General features: G+C 64.6%; 16 protein-coding genes. 12 read left to right on the plus strand and 4 right to left on the minus strand.

The window, feature by feature from the left end; translation table 11 throughout:
- Positions 1–82 precede the first annotated feature (82 nt).
- Positions 83–2,389 (minus strand): transglycosylase SLT domain-containing protein, encoded by a 2,307-nt coding sequence (locus HNS03_RS08855; RefSeq protein ID WP_367194620.1) that lies wholly within the window; start codon positions 2,387–2,389, stop codon positions 83–85.
- Between the two features lie 225 nt (positions 2,390–2,614).
- Between HNS03_RS08855 and dapA the strand changes: the two genes are divergently transcribed.
- Together dapA and smpB are read left to right on the plus strand one after the other, a co-directional pair.
- Positions 2,615–3,490 (plus strand): 4-hydroxy-tetrahydrodipicolinate synthase, encoded by an 876-nt coding sequence (gene dapA / locus HNS03_RS08860; RefSeq protein ID WP_367194622.1) that lies wholly within the window; start codon positions 2,615–2,617, stop codon positions 3,488–3,490.
- Between the two features lie 73 nt (positions 3,491–3,563).
- Positions 3,564–4,046, plus strand: a complete 483-nt coding sequence (smpB, locus tag HNS03_RS08865; RefSeq protein WP_367194624.1) for an SsrA-binding protein SmpB — start codon at positions 3,564–3,566, stop codon at positions 4,044–4,046.
- Here the strand turns inward: smpB and HNS03_RS08870 are convergent.
- Entirely contained in the window at positions 4,029–4,988 is a 960-nt protein-coding gene (locus HNS03_RS08870) for a carbohydrate kinase (RefSeq protein WP_367194626.1), read from the minus strand. The two genes, smpB and HNS03_RS08870, sit on opposite strands and share 18 nt — an antisense overlap.
- A gap of 158 nt (positions 4,989–5,146) precedes the next feature.
- On the opposite strand from HNS03_RS08870, the gene paaX reads away from it, so the two are divergent.
- Positions 5,147–6,061 carry a phenylacetic acid degradation operon negative regulatory protein PaaX gene (gene paaX, locus HNS03_RS08875; protein ID WP_367194627.1) on the plus strand — a complete coding sequence of 305 codons (915 nt, stop codon included), beginning with the start codon at positions 5,147–5,149 and terminating at the stop codon, positions 6,059–6,061.
- Between the two features lie 33 nt (positions 6,062–6,094).
- Here the strand turns inward: paaX and HNS03_RS08880 are convergent, their stop codons facing one another.
- Entirely contained in the window at positions 6,095–6,952 is an 858-nt protein-coding gene (locus HNS03_RS08880; protein ID WP_367194629.1) for a LysR family transcriptional regulator, read from the minus strand.
- 96 nt (positions 6,953–7,048) lie between these two features.
- Here HNS03_RS08880 and HNS03_RS08885 point away from each other — a divergent pair, with 96 nt between their 5' ends.
- The 9 genes from HNS03_RS08885 to HNS03_RS08925 all read left to right on the plus strand — a co-directional run bounded on the left by HNS03_RS08885 (position 7,049) and on the right by HNS03_RS08925 (position 15,093).
- Positions 7,049–7,429 carry a tautomerase family protein gene (locus HNS03_RS08885; protein WP_367194631.1) on the plus strand — a complete coding sequence of 127 codons (381 nt, stop codon included), beginning with the start codon at positions 7,049–7,051 and terminating at the stop codon, positions 7,427–7,429.
- Positions 7,430–7,661: 232 nt separating this feature from the next.
- On the plus strand, positions 7,662–8,666 hold the full coding sequence (paaA, locus tag HNS03_RS08890) for a 1,2-phenylacetyl-CoA epoxidase subunit PaaA (protein WP_367194632.1): 1,005 nt from the start codon (positions 7,662–7,664) through the stop codon (positions 8,664–8,666).
- Positions 8,667–8,748: 82 nt separating this feature from the next.
- Positions 8,749–9,036: a 1,2-phenylacetyl-CoA epoxidase subunit PaaB gene (gene paaB / locus HNS03_RS08895; RefSeq protein WP_367194634.1), complete on the plus strand. Its 288-nt coding sequence runs from the start codon at positions 8,749–8,751 to the stop codon at positions 9,034–9,036.
- Positions 9,037–9,102: 66 nt separating this feature from the next.
- Positions 9,103–9,876, plus strand: coding sequence for a 1,2-phenylacetyl-CoA epoxidase subunit PaaC (gene paaC, locus HNS03_RS08900; RefSeq protein ID WP_367194635.1), 774 nt, complete (start codon positions 9,103–9,105; stop codon positions 9,874–9,876).
- A gap of 12 nt (positions 9,877–9,888) precedes the next feature.
- Complete coding sequence (gene paaD, locus HNS03_RS08905) at positions 9,889–10,404, plus strand: 1,2-phenylacetyl-CoA epoxidase subunit PaaD (protein WP_367194636.1); 516 nt, start codon at positions 9,889–9,891, stop codon at positions 10,402–10,404.
- A gap of 94 nt (positions 10,405–10,498) precedes the next feature.
- The gene (paaE, locus tag HNS03_RS08910; protein WP_367194638.1) at positions 10,499–11,581 is read left to right on the plus strand and encodes a 1,2-phenylacetyl-CoA epoxidase subunit PaaE; all 1,083 of its coding nucleotides are present in this window, start codon (positions 10,499–10,501) and stop codon (positions 11,579–11,581) included.
- Between the two features lie 89 nt (positions 11,582–11,670).
- On the plus strand, positions 11,671–12,660 hold the full coding sequence (locus tag HNS03_RS08915; protein ID WP_367194639.1) for a Gfo/Idh/MocA family oxidoreductase: 990 nt from the start codon (positions 11,671–11,673) through the stop codon (positions 12,658–12,660).
- A 98-nt stretch (positions 12,661–12,758) separates the two neighbouring features.
- The gene (locus HNS03_RS08920) at positions 12,759–13,922 is read left to right on the plus strand and encodes a DegT/DnrJ/EryC1/StrS family aminotransferase (RefSeq protein WP_367194641.1); all 1,164 of its coding nucleotides are present in this window, start codon (positions 12,759–12,761) and stop codon (positions 13,920–13,922) included.
- A gap of 457 nt (positions 13,923–14,379) precedes the next feature.
- Positions 14,380–15,093, plus strand: a complete 714-nt coding sequence (locus tag HNS03_RS08925; protein WP_367194642.1) for a glutathione S-transferase N-terminal domain-containing protein — start codon at positions 14,380–14,382, stop codon at positions 15,091–15,093.
- 77 nt (positions 15,094–15,170) lie between these two features.
- Here HNS03_RS08925 and HNS03_RS08930 read toward each other — a convergent pair whose 3' ends face one another.
- Positions 15,171–17,639: an SH3 domain-containing protein gene (locus tag HNS03_RS08930; RefSeq protein WP_367194644.1), complete on the minus strand. Its 2,469-nt coding sequence runs from the start codon at positions 17,637–17,639 to the stop codon at positions 15,171–15,173.
- Between the last annotated feature and the right edge of the window lie 211 nt (positions 17,640–17,850).

Genomic DNA, 17,850 nt, shown 5'->3' on the forward strand with positions numbered 1-17,850 from the left:
TCGGAAAGATCTGTCGCCGCCCACACTGGTGGCGGAAATGCGTGCTGAATTCAACGGCGATTGCGCTCTCAACGAATGGTGATCAGCCGGGTGTGCCTCGGCTCAGATCCTCGCTGATGGTCAGTTGGCCGGAGCCGAGACGTTCGCGGTAGACCTGCATGTTTTCCATCACGCGCTGGACGTAGTTCCGGGTCTCGGTGAACGGGATCGATTCGACCCAGTCGATGGCGTCGACATTGGGGTCGCGCGGATCGCCAAAACGTTGGATCCATTCGTACGCTCGGCTGCGTCCGGCATTGTAGGCGGCAAAGGTCAGGACATAGGAGCCGTTGAACTCGTCAATCAGCTCCTTCAGATGGGCCGCGCCGAGGGTGGCGTTGTAGGAGGCATCGCTGGTCAGCCGTGCCTGCTGATAGGCGAGTCCGAGGTTGCGCGCGGTGGCGCGCGCGGTGCCCGGCATAAGCTGCAGCAGGCCGCGTGCGCCGGCCGGGCTGATAGCGCCGGGATTAAAGGTGCTTTCCTGGCGCGCAATGGCGTAGACGACGGCACGGTCGAGACCGGCGGGCATCCGCGTCGAGGGCGGAATACCTTCGATCGGGAAAGCGAGTCCGTTCACCGCCAGACCGCGATTCTGTCCTTCCTTGGCGACCAGAAGCGCGAAATGGGGCAGTCCGGCGCGGTCGGCGAGCTCGGCCAGCAGCGCGATCTGCCCCGGGCTCGGCAACGTTTCCGACAGGTGATCGAACAGCGGCCAGGTACGATAGCCGTGACCGGCGGCCACCAGCCGATTGATCGCCATCACCAGCTCGTTGCGGGTAAAGGCGGCAGTGTCGGTGGTGCCGGCACCGGCCGGACGCCCAACGCCGGCGCTGCGCTGGCCCAGTTTTTCGCGCGCAAGCTGGCCATAGTAGGTCATGCCGTAGCGCGCGGCGTTGCGATAGTCGGATCGTGCCCGGCCGGAATTGCCGGCCGCCTCCGCGGCGCGTCCCTGCCAGTAATAGGCCCGCGATAGGGTGATCGGCGTGGTTCCGAGGTCTTCGATACGCTGGAAGTGCTTCTGGGCGCGTCCGGGATCGTTCAGATAGCGAAGCGCGTACCAGCCGGCGTGGAACTCCGCTTCCGCCTCGTGGCGCGGCGATTCGGCGGAGTGGGCGGCGGCGATCTGGTAGGCAAGCCGCGGATCGCCTTCCTCGATCAGGCCGCGCGAGACGATGCGCCGTTCCACCCACCACTCGTCGGGATCGACCAGATCCCGGGCGTTGCGCGGCGCCTTCTGCAGCAGGGCGGCCGCTTCGCGGTAGTTTTCCTGGCGGCGGTTGTAGGCGATTTGCGCGAACAGGTAGCCTGGGCGATTGCGCGCCGCCGCAGGCACGCGGGCAATCTTGGCCGGCGCGTCGCCAGCGTTGTGCACGACGGCCGCGCGCGCGTCGATATAGGCCTGATCCGCGCCCGAGACATAGGGTTTCAGCCGCTCGGCGTCGCTGACGCGGTCGCGATAGAGCATGGTCTCTGCGCGCTGCATGTGGTCCTGGGACCGCAGCAGGCTGCCGAACTCCTTCAGGATCTGTTGCTGCTGGCTGGTCTCCATGGACCGGTCGACCCACACCGAGCGGATTGCGTCGGCCGCTCGGCTGCGATTGCCGGTGGCCACCAGCGCGCGCGCATAGAGAATCGAGCCGTCGACGGAAACAGGGGCTGCCGACGAGAACGCCTGCACAACGTCGCGAGCGGGTGGGCTTTCCCGATAGAGCGCCTCTTCGGCGGCTGCCCGCGTTTCTTGCGGATCCGGCCAGCCGGGGGCGGAAGCCGCGAATGCGGTGATCATCGCCGAGCTCACCTTCGGGGAGCCGGAGCGCGACAGCGCCCAGTCAACGATCTTGCGATCGAGGGGATCGCTCAAATTGTTGCGGAGCGCGAAGGTGGTCTCGTAGTCGTCACGCCGAAGCGCGTCGAGCGCATCCTTCAAGTCGCCGGAGCGGCGGCCATAGTCGGCAAAGGACGGGCTCGCCTGCGTTGTCGGCATGGCGGCGCCGCTCGCGCCGATCCCGAGATTCGCCGGGGGCGGAGCCGCCGGCGTCACGGATGATGCCGCGGGGGCCGTTACCGGTGCGCTGGCAACGGCCGCACCAGTCTGTGTCGATCGGAACGGGCGCGCCCGTGGCACCGGCGCATCCGCCACCACGATCGGCCTGTCGCTTTCGGATGACTGTGTGGTCGGGGTCGGCGCGTCGTCTGTTCTAACCGGGTTGGGCTGGGGAAGAACGTTGGCAAGCACGATGATCCGCTCTTCGGCGACCGGGAGGACGCCAGTCTGCGCCGTGGCCGTCGAGCCGCCGATTGCCGCCATCGCCGCCGCGAGCGAAATGCGCAAGGTGTGGGTGTGCTGCATGCCGCGCCTATCCGTTCGAACCCGACTGGGACGCTGGTCCCCGAAACTGGTTGTCCTCAACATATGGGGCGGGAGGTGAAGATTGGGTATCTCCACGGCAAGACACGCGCTTGTGAGGTTGCAATGGCGCGACTATTCTCCGCCGCGGCCGGCCAGACGGCCGGTCTCCGTCCCAATACGTCGCGGTGCGATTTGCGCCGGACAACGACACCGAAGGGTGCAATTATGTTTCAAGGCTCTATTGTCGCGCTCGTAACGCCGGTCCGGGACGGAGCCGTCGACGAGAAAGCGTTTCAGAATCTCGTCGAGTGGCAGATCGCGGAAGGAACCCACGGCCTGGTGCCGGTGGGAACGACCGGCGAATCGCCGACCCTGACCCACGCCGAGCACAAGCGGGTGGTCGATCTCTGCATCGAGGCGAATGCCGGCCGCGTGCCGGTGATCGCCGGCGCCGGCTCCAACAACACCGCCGAGGCGATCGAGCTTGCGCGCCATGCGGAAGAGTCGGGCGCGGATGCGCTGCTGGTCGTGACGCCCTACTACAACAAGCCGAACCAGGAAGGGCTCTATCAGCACTTCATGGCGATCGACCGGAAGGTCGGCATTCCGATCTTCATCTACAACATTCCCGGTCGCTCGGTGATCGACATGACGCCGGAGACGATGGCCCGGCTGTTCAAGGATGGCCGCAACATTGTCGGCGTGAAAGATGCCACTGCCAGCATGGTGCGCGCGAGCCAGCAGCGTGCCGTGGTGGGCAAGGAGTTCATCCAGCTCTCCGGCGAGGATGCGACCGCGCTGGGCTTCAACGCTCATGGCGGACGCGGCTGCATCTCGGTGACGGCGAACGTCGCGCCGAAGCTCTGCTCCGACTTCCAGACGGCGTGCGTGACGGGAGATTATGCTCGGGCCCTCGAACTTCAGGACGCGCTGATGCCGTTGCATCAGGCCTTGTTCCTTGAACCGAACCCGACCGGGGCCAAATACGCTCTTTCGGTCCTCGGCCGGTGTCCCAACGAGGTGCGGTTGCCGCTGGTGCCGGTCGCCAAGGCGACGGCCTCGGCCATCGAAAGCGCCATGGCGCACGCCGGGATCGTCTGAACGGGCTTAAGTTCCTGACCGCAACGACATCGCCCGGGGCGCGTCTCGTGCCCCCGGCAAGGAGTGTTTCGCCATGAATACCAAGAAGAAGGGGCAGGACCCGACCACGCGGCCAGTGGCGGAGAACCGCAAAGCTCGCTTCAACTACGAGATCCTCGATACCTTCGAAGCCGGAATCCAGCTTTTCGGCACGGAGGTGAAGTCGTTGCGCCAAGGCCGCAGCAATATCGCCGATGCTTACGCGGCGGAGCACGGTGGCGAACTCTATCTCTACAATGCCTATATCCCGGAATATCTCCAGGCGAACCGTTTCAATCACGAGACGCGGCGACCGCGAAAGCTCTTGATGCACAAAAAGGAGATCGCGAGGTTGGCCGGTTCGGTCGACAAGGAGGGCATGACCCTCGTTCCGCTCCGGGTCTATTTCAACAAGCGCGGAATCGCCAAGGTGCTGATTGGACTGGCGCGCGGCAAGAAGACCCACGACAAGCGCGAGACGGAAAAAGAGCGGAGCTGGAACCGCGAGAAGGCCCGTCTTCTACGGGAGAAGGGGTGAGTTGAGGTCGAGCCGTTCGGCTTCCAGATCCCGGCGCCAGGGAAACACGGCGCCGGGACGGCGGCAGACATAGGCCGCCAGATCCAGCGCCAGGTCGAGCGCGTCGTTCAGGTGTTCCGCAGACAAGGCGCTGAGGGCGTTGGTATCGAGGGCGTCGAATTCCGATAGCCTGGCCAACAGCCCGGTCATGAAGGCGTCGCCGGCGCCAACGGGGTCCTTTAGTGCGACGGGCCGTGCCGGGCGTTGGACCATCTGGTCGCGGGTGGCGAGCATTACCCCCTTTTCCGCAAGTGTGACGATGGCGAGCGGCACACCGGCCGACCGCCAGCGCGAAAGGATTGTCTCCGGCGCCGTTTCCGGTTCCAGAATGGCAAGGTCCGCCGCGCTCGCCTTGACGATGGTGGCCGATGCAACCAGGCGCTCCAGGCGCGCCCGATAGGCGTCGAGATCCGCGATGCTCGGTGGGCGCACGTTGAAGTCCAGCGAGACCGGTACCGTTTTGGAGACCTCATGGACGAAGCGCTCGATTGCCGTGCCGCCGGGCTCCAACGACAGAATGGCCGAGCCGGTGTGGAACAGGCGCGCGCCGGCCGGTAGTCCGCCCAGGGAGGCCGGATCGAGGGTGCTCATGGTTTGGCCGGCATCGATGATCTGGTAGTGCGGCTCGGGGCCCGAGAGATCGACGAAGGCGAGTGTGCTGGGGCGAACGCCGCGGGTGAGGTGAGCGAGTTCCACGCCTGCATTGGCAAGCTCAGCGGCGAGCCAGTCGCCGAACGGGTCGGTCGATAGCTCCCAATAATAGGCTGACGGCACACCAAGGCGGCCGAGGCCCAGCGCAACATTGTAGAGTGAGCCGCCGAGGATGGGGCGATAGAGCGGATGGCCGTCGCTGTCCGTCTCCGGCAGGAAATCCACCACCGCCTCGCCGCAGGTCACGATCATCGCGTTGCTGTTCGCTCCTCAGGCACTTCCAAGCCAAGGGGAAATCGGTTGGCCGTCGGGAAGCGCGTCAAAACAAGTCGTCCGATCCGTCTCCTCCCCCGTCGCCGTCGCTGGCCGACGTTGCGTGGGGCGTGTCGGCGAGCTTATAGACCGCGGTGATGACCGCCAACGACAGCACCGATGCAATTTCCCCGTTGATCGAGGCATTTCATGCCCGCTCGCCGATCCGCGCCTGGTCGCTGATCGTGACCATCTATGGCGACGCCGTGGTACCGCGGGGCGGGGAGTTGTGGCTCGGCACGTTGACCAGTCTCCTCGGTGCGATCGGAATCGATGAGCGACTGGTACGCACCGCGATGTCGCGGCTGGCGAGCGAAGGCTGGTTGGAGCGCACCAAGGTTGGCCGCAAGAGCTACTACCGGCTCTCCGACGGCGGTCGTCAGGCCTTCGCGGACGCTACGAGGCGGATCTATTTCGCCGCACCGCCCGACTGGGAGGGCGACTGGCGGATCGCGGTGCTGACGGCCTCGGGCGAAATCCGAGCCGCCCAGCGCGAGCTGTTGAAGGGGCAGGGGTTCGGCCAGCTCGCCGCGACGGTGTTCCTGGCGCCGACCACGGCGGCAGGCGATCTCTTCTCCGGCAACACGGCCGACTATTCCGGTATCGTTTGGCTGGATGCGGCCGGCAGTGCCGCTGATGCGGCGGTGCTTGCCGGCGAGGCGTTCCAACTTAACGACGTGGCGGACGGCTATCGCCGGTTCATCGCCGCCTTCGCAGGCCTTGACGCCGCTCTCGCCAGCGACGTGCCGCTTTCCGATCGCGACCGGCTCGTCGCCCGCATCCTGCTGGTCCACGAATATCGCCGAGTCGTCTTGCGCGACCCGCTGTTGCCTGATGACCTGCTTCCGCAAGGCTGGCCGGGCCATGGCGCGCGGGCGCTTGCGGCAGCGATCTATCATCGGCTGGTGGAGGGCTCGGAGCGCTGGCTCGATGCGCACGGCGAATGCTCGGCCGGCGCGTTGCCGCAGCCGGATGCATCCTTCTATCGGCGGTTTCAGGACCTGAGGGACTGAGGGACGCCGGAGGCTCGTGGCTTTCGTGGCCGCCTATCCTTTCGCCGCATGCCGAAATGCGGACGAGAGCGCACGAAGCGCGTTGCGGGGCCGTTCGTCCGTCACTCGCGAATGCAAAATGATCGGCATCTGCGGCAGTTCGGGAAGGCCGAGCCGAGACCCGACGTCGATGGCGCCAAGCGGCAGCATGCGCCGCGCCAGAGCGGCCACGCCCAATCCCGCCATGACGGCTGCTGAAACGGTCGCGACACCGCCGCCCACGAACGCCTCGATCCACGGCACGCCGGATTGATCGAGGAGTGTCCCCGCCATGATCCGCACGCCGCAAGGTTCCGGCATGGTGGCCACCGGCAGCGACTCCCCCTGCCGATGCTGCCAATTCGGCGCGGCGAACCAGCCGAAGGGTTCGTGGGCAAGGACTTCGCCGTCGCTGCGTCCGGCGTGTTCGCGCACCAGCACGGCATCGAACTCGCGGCGGTCGAAGCGTTGCAGCAGCTCGCCCGAGGATCCGATCCGGATCTCGATCAGAAGCTGAGGGTCCTGCGCATTCATGCGCGCAATCAGCGCGGGAAGGTCAGGTCCAGCGACATGGTCGCTGATGGCGAGCACGAGCCGTTGACGCACGTTGGTGAGCGATGCGCAGGCGCGGTCATGGGCCTTTAGCAGCTCGCGTGCGTGTTCCAGGAAGACGGCCCCGCGCGCCGACAGCTCCACATGGCGCGGGGTTCGCTCGACAAGTCGGCATCCAAGCCGGTCTTCCAGCCGTTTCAGCTTCAGGCTGATCGCCGATTGCGTGGTCTGGAGTGCGTCGGCCGCGCGGGTGAAGCTACCGTATTCCGCCACCCGGACGAATGCCTGGACGGTGTCGAGATCGAGAGGACGTTCTATCATTTGAATTTACAATTATTGAAATACATTTTGATCTCATATCAAAATGGATAGGTGACCGCTAGGGTTAAGGTCCATCAACTCGGAAAGGACTTTCCCATGCCGCTTGTCCACATCCACATGCAGACCGGGAAACCCGACGCCTACCGGCAGGCGATCTTCGACGGCGTCTACGATGCGTTGCGGGCAACGTTCAATGTACCGGAGGACGACCAGTTCATGACGATCACGGAGCACGAGGCGTCCAATTTTCGCTATGGCGCGACCTATTTCGACGTCGCCCGTAGCGACGATCTCGTGTTCATCCAACTGACCGTGAGCAACACCCGCACGAGCGATCAGAAGAAAGCGCTGTTCCGCCGCATCACGGATCTTCTGGTCGAAAAGCCGGGTCTCAGGCCGGAAGACGTCTTCGTAAGCCTGGTCGAGGTGGACAAGGTGAATTGGTCGTTTGGTTACGGCTTGGCGCAATACGCCTGAAGCGAGGCGCCAAAACCGTTTGGGGTCAATTTGATGTGCCGACATGGGAGCCGGCGGGGCGATCTCTCGATCTCCGTCGGCGCTTGGTTCGCGCTAAAACGTTACAGAAAATAGATTGACGATTGAACTTTTCGTCACATATAAGCGTTCTAGACAAGAATTCTGAAATCGACCTTTTGACCCCTCGGAGATCCAGACGTCGAGGGCGGGACGGTCAGGGGAGGTGTTGGTCATGTACACGCAGGCGCTGAACAACCTCGACATTGAGTCCGGTGCGGATGACGAGCGCGAAGGCCGCTTCCAGGCACGGATCGATGAGGAGACCCGCATCGAGCCAAACGACTGGATGCCGGAGGGCTATCGCAAGACGCTGACCCGACAGATCGCTCAGCACGCCCACTCCGAGATCGTCGGCATGCTGCCGGAAGGCAACTGGATCACCCGTGCGCCAACGCTGCGTCGCAAGGCCGCGCTGCTCGCCAAGGTGCAGGACGAGGGCGGGCACGGCCTCTATCTCTATGCCGCCGCCGAAACCCTCGGGAAAAGCCGCGAGGAGCTGGTCGACGAGCTTCATTCCGGCAAGGCGAAATATTCCTCCATCTTTAACTATCCGACGCTGACCTGGGCGGACATTGGCGCCATCGGCTGGCTTGTGGACGGTGCGGCGATCATGAACCAGATCCCGCTCTGCCGCTGCTCCTACGGGCCCTATGCCCGGGCGATGATCCGGATCTGCAAGGAAGAGAGCTTCCATCAGCGCCAGGGCTACGAGCTGATGCTGGCGCTCGCTAAGGGCACGCCGGAGCAGAAGGAGATGGCTCAGGACGCGCTGAACCGCTGGTGGTGGCCGTCCTTGATGATGTTCGGTCCGCCGGACGGGGAGTCGGTCCATTCCGGCAAGTCGATGGCCTGGAAGATCAAGCGTTTCTCCAACGACGACCTGCGCCAGAAGTTCATCGATGCGACCGTGCCTCAGGGTCACTATCTCGGTCTGGAATTCCCGGACCCGGATCTAAAATTCAACGAGGAAACCGGGCACTGGGAGATCGGCGAGATCGACTGGACCGAGTTTCAGCAGGTGGTCGCCGGAAACGGCCCCTGCAACCGCGACCGCATCAAGCAGCGTCGGGCAGCCCACGATAACGGCGCCTGGGTGCGGGAAGCGGCGGTTGCGCACGCGGAAAAGCGCAAGGCCCGAAAGGCCGCGGCCGCGGCAGGCGAGAAGCAGGCGGCCTGAGCCGACCGCACGGCAAGTTTGTTGATTTCCCTTTCTGAACGACCGGTCCGCCTTCGATGCGGACAGACGGGAGACGTGTATCATGACTGAGAAGAAGATCCCGCTCTGGGAAGTGTTCATCCGCTCGCGCAACGGCATGGCTCACCGCCATGTCGGCTCCGTTCATGCCGCAGATGCAGAGATGGCGTTGCAGGCCGCCCGCGACGTTTACACGCGCCGCGGCGAAGGGCTTTCCATCTGGGTGGTGCCGTCGGCGGAGATCATCGCCTCGGACCCGGACGAGAAGGGCATGCTGTTCGAGCCGACCGGCTCCAAGATCTATCGCCACCCGACCTTCTACGAGATCCCCGAGGAAGTCGGGAACATGTAAGCGGCGTCCGTCCGGTGCGACAACAAGATGGCCGGACGGGGAGGAAGCAGCCGAAAGAGGGATCCGATGACCACGCTTCATATCGACGACGCTTCGCCGCTCGTCCTCTACACGCTCCGCCTTGCTGACAACGCGCTGGTGCTCGGCCACCGCATCTCGGAATGGTGCGGGCATGCGCCGATGATCGAAGAGGACATCTCGTTGACGAATGTGGCGCTCGACCTGATCGGCCAGGCCCGCATGCTCTATGCCTATGCCGGCGAAGCCGAGGGCAAGGGCCACGACGAGGACGCCTTTCCCTATCTGCGCGATGCCGAAGGCTTTCGGAACGTGCTCTTGGTGGAGCAGCCGAACGGCGACTTCGCCGTCACCATCCTGCGGCAGTTCTTCTATTCGGCGTTCATGCTGCCCTATTGGCGGGCGCTAATGGCCTCCGAGGACGAGACCCTGGCGGCGATCGCGGCCAAGGCGGAGAAGGAGGCTGCCTACCACGTTCGCCATTCGGCGGAATGGGTGATCCGGCTTGGCGACGGCACGGAGGAGAGTAGGCGTCGGATCGAGGAGGCGCTGGCCGATCTGTGGATGTACACCGGTGAGCTGTTCGAGGTGGACGATACCGAGCGGGCACTGATCGAGCGTGGCATCGCCGTCGACCCTGCGACGGTGCGCGGCGACTGGGAACGCACCGTCGACCAGGTGTTCGCCGAGGCGGGGCTGACCCGTCCCGACGACGGCTGGATGCAGACCGGCGGGCGCGGCGGCCGGCACACCGAGCATCTCGGCCATATGCTTTCCGAACTGCAATATCTCCAGCGCGCCTATCCGGGCGCGACCTGGTAGGCGGAGGCGGAAATGGTGAACGAAGCCACGGTCGCCGAGCCGGGCGTGCTGGAGCAGCGCGCCTGGAAGGCCGCTGCAACCGTCACGGATCCGGAGATCCCGGTGCTGACGATCGAGGATCTCGGCGTCCTGCGCGATATCCGTGTCGACGAGGCGAGCGGCGCGGTGACGGCCGACATCACGCCGACCTACACCGGCTGTCCGGCAATGAACATGATCGCCGTCGCCGTCGATGTCGCGCTCAGGAATGCCGGCTTCACGGATGTGAAGATCAACACCGTGCTGTCGCCGGCTTGGACGACGGACTGGCTGACGACGGAAGGTCGCGCCAAGTTGAAGGAGTATGGCATCGCGCCGCCTTCCGGCCAGACGGGCCGGCACGCGCTGTTCGGCCAGGACGAGGTGGACTGTCCGCATTGCGGCTCCGCCGACACCGAGCGGCTTGCCGAGTTCGGGTCGACAGCCTGCAAGGCGCTGTGGCGCTGCCGCTCCTGCGGCGAGCCGTTCGACTACTTCAAGTGTCACTAATTTCCGGACAAGCCTGACACATCCGGAGGGCCGTAGCCGGTCGCGAAAAGTCGAGAACCCGTCCGGAAAGCGGACCGGGCAGGGAGGACAGAGAATGTCGCCGCGCTTTCACACCCTCACCATCAAGGATATCCGCCGGGAAACCCCGGACGCTGTGTCGATCGCCTTCGACGTGCCGGCCGATCTTCAGGACGCTTACCACTACGAGCCCGGCCAGTATCTGACGTTGAAGACGGACATCGAGGGCGAGGAGGTGCGCCGCTCCTACTCGATCTGTTCTGGCGTCGACGACGGCGAGATCCGGGTGGCCGTGAAGAAGGTCGACGGCGGGCTGTTTTCCACTTTTGCCAACGAGACGCTCGGGCCGGGCACGCCGCTCGACGTCATGACGCCGATGGGCCGCTTCGTCGTTCCGGTCGAGCCGGAGGCGGAGAAAGTCTATGTGGCGCTTGCCGCCGGCTCCGGCATCACGCCCATTATGGCGCAGATCAAGACCATCCTGGCGCGCGAGCCGAAGAGCCATTTCTTCCTGTTCTATGGCAACCGCACCGCCCAGAGCATCCTGTTCAAGGACGAGATCGAGGACCTGAAGGACCGCTTCCTCGATCGGCTGTCCGTTGTCCACGTGCTTTCCGGCGAAACCCAGGACGTGCCGATTCTCTCAGGCCGTCTCGACCCGGAGAAGGTGAAGGCCTTCCTTACCCATGTGATGCCGGCCTCCGACGTGGACCATTTCCTGGTCTGCGGCCCCGGCCTGATGATCGAGGGTGCCCGCAAGGTTCTGGCCGATCTGGGTGTGCCGGAGGAGAAGCTGCACGTGGAGCTGTTCACGCCCGCCGGTAGCGAGATCGCGCGCCGGCCGCCGGTGCGCAGCCGGCCGGCCGAATCAATCACTGGAGGCCGAACAGCGGAGGTCATTCTCGATGGCGCGGCCACTTCGGTCACCGTGCAAGACGGTGAAACGATAATTGATGCCTCAATTCGGGCAGGACTCGACCTCCCTTATTCCTGCAAAGGCGGGATGTGCTGCACCTGCCGGGCCAAGGTTTTGGACGGCGCCGTGACCATGGATGTGAACTATTCGCTAGAGCCATGGGAGCTTGAGGCAGGGTTTGTGCTCACCTGCCAGTCGCACCCCATCACCGACAAGGTCGTGCTCGACTACGACGCTGCCTGAGCAATCGTGGCGGAAAGGCGGCGAAATCGGGGCGGAGGGTCTGTCGCCGCCTCTCCCCGTCGGCAACGGGCTGTGTTAGGCAGCGCAGCATGTCTAGTCAGCTCCGCGCCGGCGTGGTGGGTGTCGGCTATTTCGGCCGATTTCACGCACGCCACTACGCCCTCAATCCTGATGTCGAGCTCGTTGCGATCGTCGATGCCGACGAGGCACGCGCCCATGCGCTCGCCAAGGAACATGGGGCGACCGCCTTCACCGATCCGGCCGATCTGATCGGTCGCGTCGATCTGGTCTCGGTCGCGGTTCCGACCGCGCTCCATCATGAAACGGCGAAGCGTCTTCTTGCAGCCGGTATCCATTGCTTGATCGAAAAGCCGATCGCCTCGACGTTGGAGGAGGCCGACGATTTGATCGCCACGGCCGATGCCGGCGGTCTGGTGCTTCAGGTCGGCCATATCGAGCGCTTCTCTGCCGTCTACCGGGCGCTTGCCGGACAGGTGCGGGCGCCGCGTTTCATCGATGTGGTCCGCGCCGGGCCCATGCGCGAACGCGCCAATGATGTCGATGTCGTGCTCGACCTGATGATCCACGATATCGATATCGTCGCGGGCTTTGCCGATAGCCCGGTGGCGGAGATCGAGGCCATCGGCCTCTCGATGGTCAACGCTACATCGGATTTCGCCAACGCCCGGCTCTCCTTTGAGAACGGGCTGGTCGCGACCCTGACCGCCAATCGCATCGCGGAAGGTGTGGAGCGCGTCACCAAGGTTTACGAGGCCGATCGTTACACCGTCTGTGATTTCGCCAATTCCCGCATTGCCACCTTTGAACGGGTTGGCGACGTGGCGACTCACGGCCAGGACGCGGCGCGGACGGACAGCCATGAGATCGCGCGAGAGGACAGTCTTGCCAACGAGATCGCGCATTTCGTCGAGTGTGTTCGGACCGGATCCCGCCCACTGGTGGACGGACGGGCCGGGCGCGAAGCGTTGAAGATCGCCCAGGGCGTGATGGATCGGATCGGCGCACGAGCGCCGGACGGATCGAAAGGCGGGGGCGAACCTGCGCTCGCCGTGCTCTGAAACCGCCTCTGCCGAACGGGGCGATACCGGTTCGGCAGCGGGGCAGGGGATGTTTGGCCGGTGTCCATTCGGGGCACTGTGCAAAGGAGGTAAGATTGTTGCGTAGCAGTGAAGCACTCGCGCCGGCGGCGCCCGCCATCCAGTCGGTTCCGCTGTTTGACCTGAAGCGCCAGCAGGCGCGGCTTCGGGCCGATATCGATGGCCGGATCGCGCATGTTCTCGACCACGGTCAGTTTATCCTCGGACCCGAGGTGGAAGCGCTGGAGCGCGATCTCGCCGCCTTTGCCGATGCGCGTCACTGTATTGCGGTCTCCTCGGGCCGCGATGCGTTGATCATGGCGCTGATGGCGGTTGGAGCCGGGCCCGGTGATGCGGTGTTCGTGCCGGCGTTCACCTTCTCCGCGACGGCCGGCGTGGTCGCCTCGGTGGGGGCTTCCCCGGTGTTCGTCGATGTGGACGCGGCCACGTTCAATATGGATCCGATGGCATTCGAGCACGCGCTGGACGGTGTTGTGGCCGAGGGCAAGCTTCGTCCCGTTGCCGTGATGCCCGTCGATCTTTATGGCCTCCCGGCCGACTATCCGGCGATCTCCGCGATCGCCGAGGCGCGCGGCTTACAGGTGATCGCCGACGCGGCCCAAAGCTTCGGCGGCAAGCTGGGAGACCGCTCCGTCGGCGCGCTGGCACCGATCTCGTGCACCAGCTTCTATCCGACCAAGCCGCTCGGCGCGTTCGGCGATGGCGGCGGCGTCTTCACGGAGGACGGCCGGCTGGCCGAAGCCGTCCGCCAGATCCGCACCCACGGCCGTCAGGGCGACGGCGACGAGGCGTTGCGGTTGGGCATGACCGGCCGGCTCGACACCATCCAGGCGGCCGTCCTGCAGGCCAAGCTTTCCGTGTTCGCCGGCGAACTTGTCTGGCGAGAGGAAGTGGCGGCTCGCTACGACGCCGCGCTGGAAGGCCGGGTCACCATTCCCCACCGTCCGGATTGGGCTCGCTCGGCCTGGGCGCTCTACACCGTCCGCGTGCCCAATCGCGACCGCGTGCGCGAGCAATTGAGCGCCGAGGGGATCGGGACCGGCCTGTTTTACCGGATCCCCCTGCACCGCCATCCTGCGTTCGCGACCTATCTTACGGGTCGGGAGGATCTGCCGGTGTCCGATCGGCTAGCGGACGAGGTCCTGAGCCTCCCGATGGGGCCGGATCTCACCGACGCGGAAATCGACCACGTCGTCGAGCGACTGTTGGCGGTTTTGGGCTGACCTTAAAGGCGTCAGTGAACCGGCGGCTAGAGCGCTTCCAGGCCACGGTTGGCCGTCCGGAAACGCGTCGAAACAATAACGGAGACCCGCTCCGTGAATCCGAGAAAAGCGGAACGGGTCTATTGCGAGAATTCAGACCGGGCCATCGTCGGTCTGCCGACACAACGCGGGCCTGAAACGGGAAGCGGCGTCACGTTCGCTCCCATTTCCCGTCGCTTAGATGTTTCCACCGATCGACGCTCGGCGCTTCCGGCCGAGCGTCCGCTGAACCGACCTTCATAAGTTGTGTTTTGCTATTTTGGACTGATCGGCCCAAAATATCGTGATCGGACATGGTCAGAGCGCTGATTGCCGGTTCCAGATATCGCAATTATGTGTATCGGCACGCGATTTCACGGGCCGTGAAGGGGTGATCTGCGTTCCGGCCCGCCTTTTCTCCCACATCCGGAGACGTTTCATGGCACAGACACAGACCGCCCCGATCGAGCTGCATTACTGGCCGACGCCGAACGGCTGGAAGGTGACCATCCTCTTGGAGGAGCTCGGCGTTCCCTATCATGTGAACTTTGTGAACATTGGCGCCGGCGACCAGTTCAAACCGGAGTTTCTGGCGATTTCGCCGAACAACCGGATGCCGGCGATTGTCGATCCCGAGGGTCCGGACGGTAAGCCGATCTCGGTGTTCGAGTCCGGCGCGATCCTGATGTATCTCGGACGCAAGTTCGGAAAGTTCTATCCCGTCGAGGACGAGCGCAGCCGCGTTGCGGTGGAAGAGTGGCTGATGTGGCAGATGGGCGGCTTCGGTCCGATGCTGGGGCAGAACCACCACTTCTCCAACTATGCGCCGGAGAAGCTGCCTTACGCCATCAAGCGCTACCAGGACGAGACGCATCGCCTCTACGGCGTTTTGAACAAGCGCCTTGAAGGCCGCGATTTCGTGGCCGACGACTACTCCATCGCCGACATGGCGATCGTCGGCTGGGCGCGTTCCTGGGAGCGCCAGTCGATCGACATCAACGAGTTCCCCAACGTGAAGCGCTGGTTCGAGGCGATCATGGCGCGCCCGGCGGTCGAGCGCGCCCTGATCGTCGGCAAGGAGGAACGCGAGAAGTTCAACCTTTCCTCCAGCAAGGATGCGCAGTCGGTTCTGTTCGGGCAGCGCGCGCGTTAAAACGTTTCCTGCCTCTGATCCCAGTTCAAATGCCGGCGCATGCGCCGGCATTTTTCTTTGTCGACCGAGAGGGCCAATCAACGGCGGAAGCCGCCACCTCGGAACCCGCCGCCGTGGAACCCACCGCCGTGGAAACCGCCTCCACGGAAACCTCCGCCCCGGAATTCGCCGCCCCGGAATTCGCCGCCCCGGAATTCGCCGCCATGAAACCCACCGGCGGGTGGATGGAAGCCGCGCGCGGCCGCGATGCTGCGGACGTTGCCGAGCTGTCGTCCGCGCAAATCGTGGTTGAGATGCGCGGGGAGGTGTCCGTCGGCGCGTGCAGTCCGGATCCGATTGCGGGCGGCGTCGACGTTGGCCTGGTTGAAATGATGGTCGACCGGGGCCCAGTTGCCGCCCGAGCGACGCTCCCAACCGTTGGCCGAATGGCGGTAGATGTTGCCGTCGCGCCCGGCGAAGACGTCGCCGTTCGCGCCGCGTGCGGCAAAGCCGCCACCCGGGCCCCGCCAGCGCCATGCGCCGCCATTCGGACCCACGCCGGCGCGCATTCGTGCCCATTGCGGGCCGGTGTGAATGCCGCCCGCCGTGCCCCAGGCGCCGTAGATCCCGCGACCGCCGGCCACGAAGCCGCCGCGCCCGGTCCAGGGGTTGTAGGCGCCGACGAACCCGGCTTCCCCGAGCGGACCGGCAACCCCGACGGCCCGGACATAGCGGCCGGTCGCGGGATTGTAGCCAAAGCCGCCTGCGATCCCGCGATAGGGGCCATAAGCATAGCCGTAGCGGCCATAGCCACCCCAGACGGGATTATAGTAGGCGCCGATTCCGTAGGTGACTGGTCGCGCGAAATAGGCGGGCCAGGCGGCGGGGCCGGGGCCCCAATAGGGCGGATAGTACCAACCGGTCCCGTAGACATAGGTGTTCCACGCCAGAAGCCCGGTCAGGTAGCCGGCGGTGTAGCCGAACCAGACCGCACCGGGTTCGGTGTCGTACACGCTGACGTAGGTGGCGGGGTAGACGGGCGAGGACGGCGGGATCGTGTAGATCACGTCGGGCACGCTGTCGGCGACCACGAACGGCCCGGTCGCCGACCCGGCGGAAAACCACACCCCGTTCTCCAGCGCATAGTAGCTGTCGTCGGCGACTTCGATGACGTCGGAGTTGGTGTTGACGGCGTAGGACAGGCTGGTCCCGTCGATGGTGGCGAACTTCGGGTCGCCATCATAGGAGACCGTTGGCTTGACCGATCCGACCTCCACGCGGGCGGTGTGCGGGATCGAAGCCTTCAAACGCGCTTCGTCGCTCTCGGACGTGCCCGGAACCGAATAGCGGACGCTATAATAGGGTTGGCCGGCCGGCAGATTGTGGAAGTCGTCGGGCAGATTCGGCGTGGCGAAAGTCCAGGGTCCGTCGAGCGAGGCGGCGGAGAACCATCGACCCGAGACGAGCACATACCAGGTGCTGTTCTTGGTATCGAAGAAGACGTCGCTGTCGGTATTGGAGATCCATTCCAGGCTCGTCCCCGGCACGGCTTCCTTCTTGGGTGCGCCGTCAAACACGATCAGTTCGGCGGGGGTGTCGGAGTAGAAGACCTTGGGTGTCCCCTTGGAAAACGGCTTGGGGGGTATGGCCGCCCGCGTCGCTTTCCAAGTGTCGTTGTCCGGCAGCTTCGAGAAGGTGTCGGGCAGCGTGTCTACGGTCGCCCAAGTTCCAGACAGAGCCGGGGCGCTTAGCCAGGAGTCGCCGTCCCTGAGATAAAAGGCGGCGTCGCCTTTCGTTTGCAGGATGTCCCAGTTGGTGTTGACGACGAAGCTGAGGCCGGTGGCGTCCTCGACAGGGGCGAGTGTGGGTTTGCCGTTGGTCTGAACCAGGATGGCCGGGCTTTCCGACTGGAAAATGGGCGGCGGATCGGATTTCAGCCCTTGAACGTCCTTTAGTTTCTCGGACTGGGAAAGGCTTGCCGCGAGCCGGGTCTTGGAAACGGTGATCGGCCCGGTCGGCAGCGCTTTGCCCACGTCGATGTCGAGCGCGTTGAGGGCGTCGCGATCAAGGGCGGAGAAATTGAGTTCAGTGACGCTGATATCGCTGAGGACGACATCGTTGCTCTTGTCGTCGGCCGCTGTTTTCGCCGAAACCGCGATGACGCCGTAGACTGGCGAGGCGTCCTTGGATGTCTGATACTCCGCCGCGATGCGAGCCTTCAGCGTGTGGAAGTCGTTCCAGGCATCGACCTGCGGCTGGTAGAGCGTGATGGTGCCGCCTCCTTGCGTGTCGAAGCTCCGCGGCCAGCCGTCGGCGTCCTTTTCCTGCTGCAGATAGCGGCCGCTGACGAAGCCCGAGGTGCCGTTTTCCGTGACCGAGCACCAGCCGTCGCCGGGCGAGCAGGCCCCGATATCCACCTGCTGTCCGGCCGAGAGCGTGGCGATCACGCTGTAAGTCGTGCCCGGGCCGGAGCGCAGATGAACGTCCGTGGTGGTGGTTCCCGGATCTGCGAGTGCCGGTGCGGTGACGAGGAGGAGGGCGAGTGAAATAGGTGCGTGTTCTTTCATGGGGACGGGGTCCGGTCGCTGGCCAATGCCGACCGTTTAGGGAGATGCTCTCTCTAGGCCTCGTCGGCAGTCCACGATAGCACTGTGGTCTCCACCGGATTTGGCATTTTGTGTCATGCCGGGCCGAAAACGCCGGAGCCGATCGGGGCAAGGAAAAGCCGGCAATTTCCTTCCCCCCGACGTTGTTTTGCTGCGGGAGGAACCGGACGCA

Source organism: Amorphus sp. 3PC139-8 (genome assembly GCF_040750475.1).
Lineage (GTDB): Bacteria > Pseudomonadota > Alphaproteobacteria > Rhizobiales > Amorphaceae > Amorphus.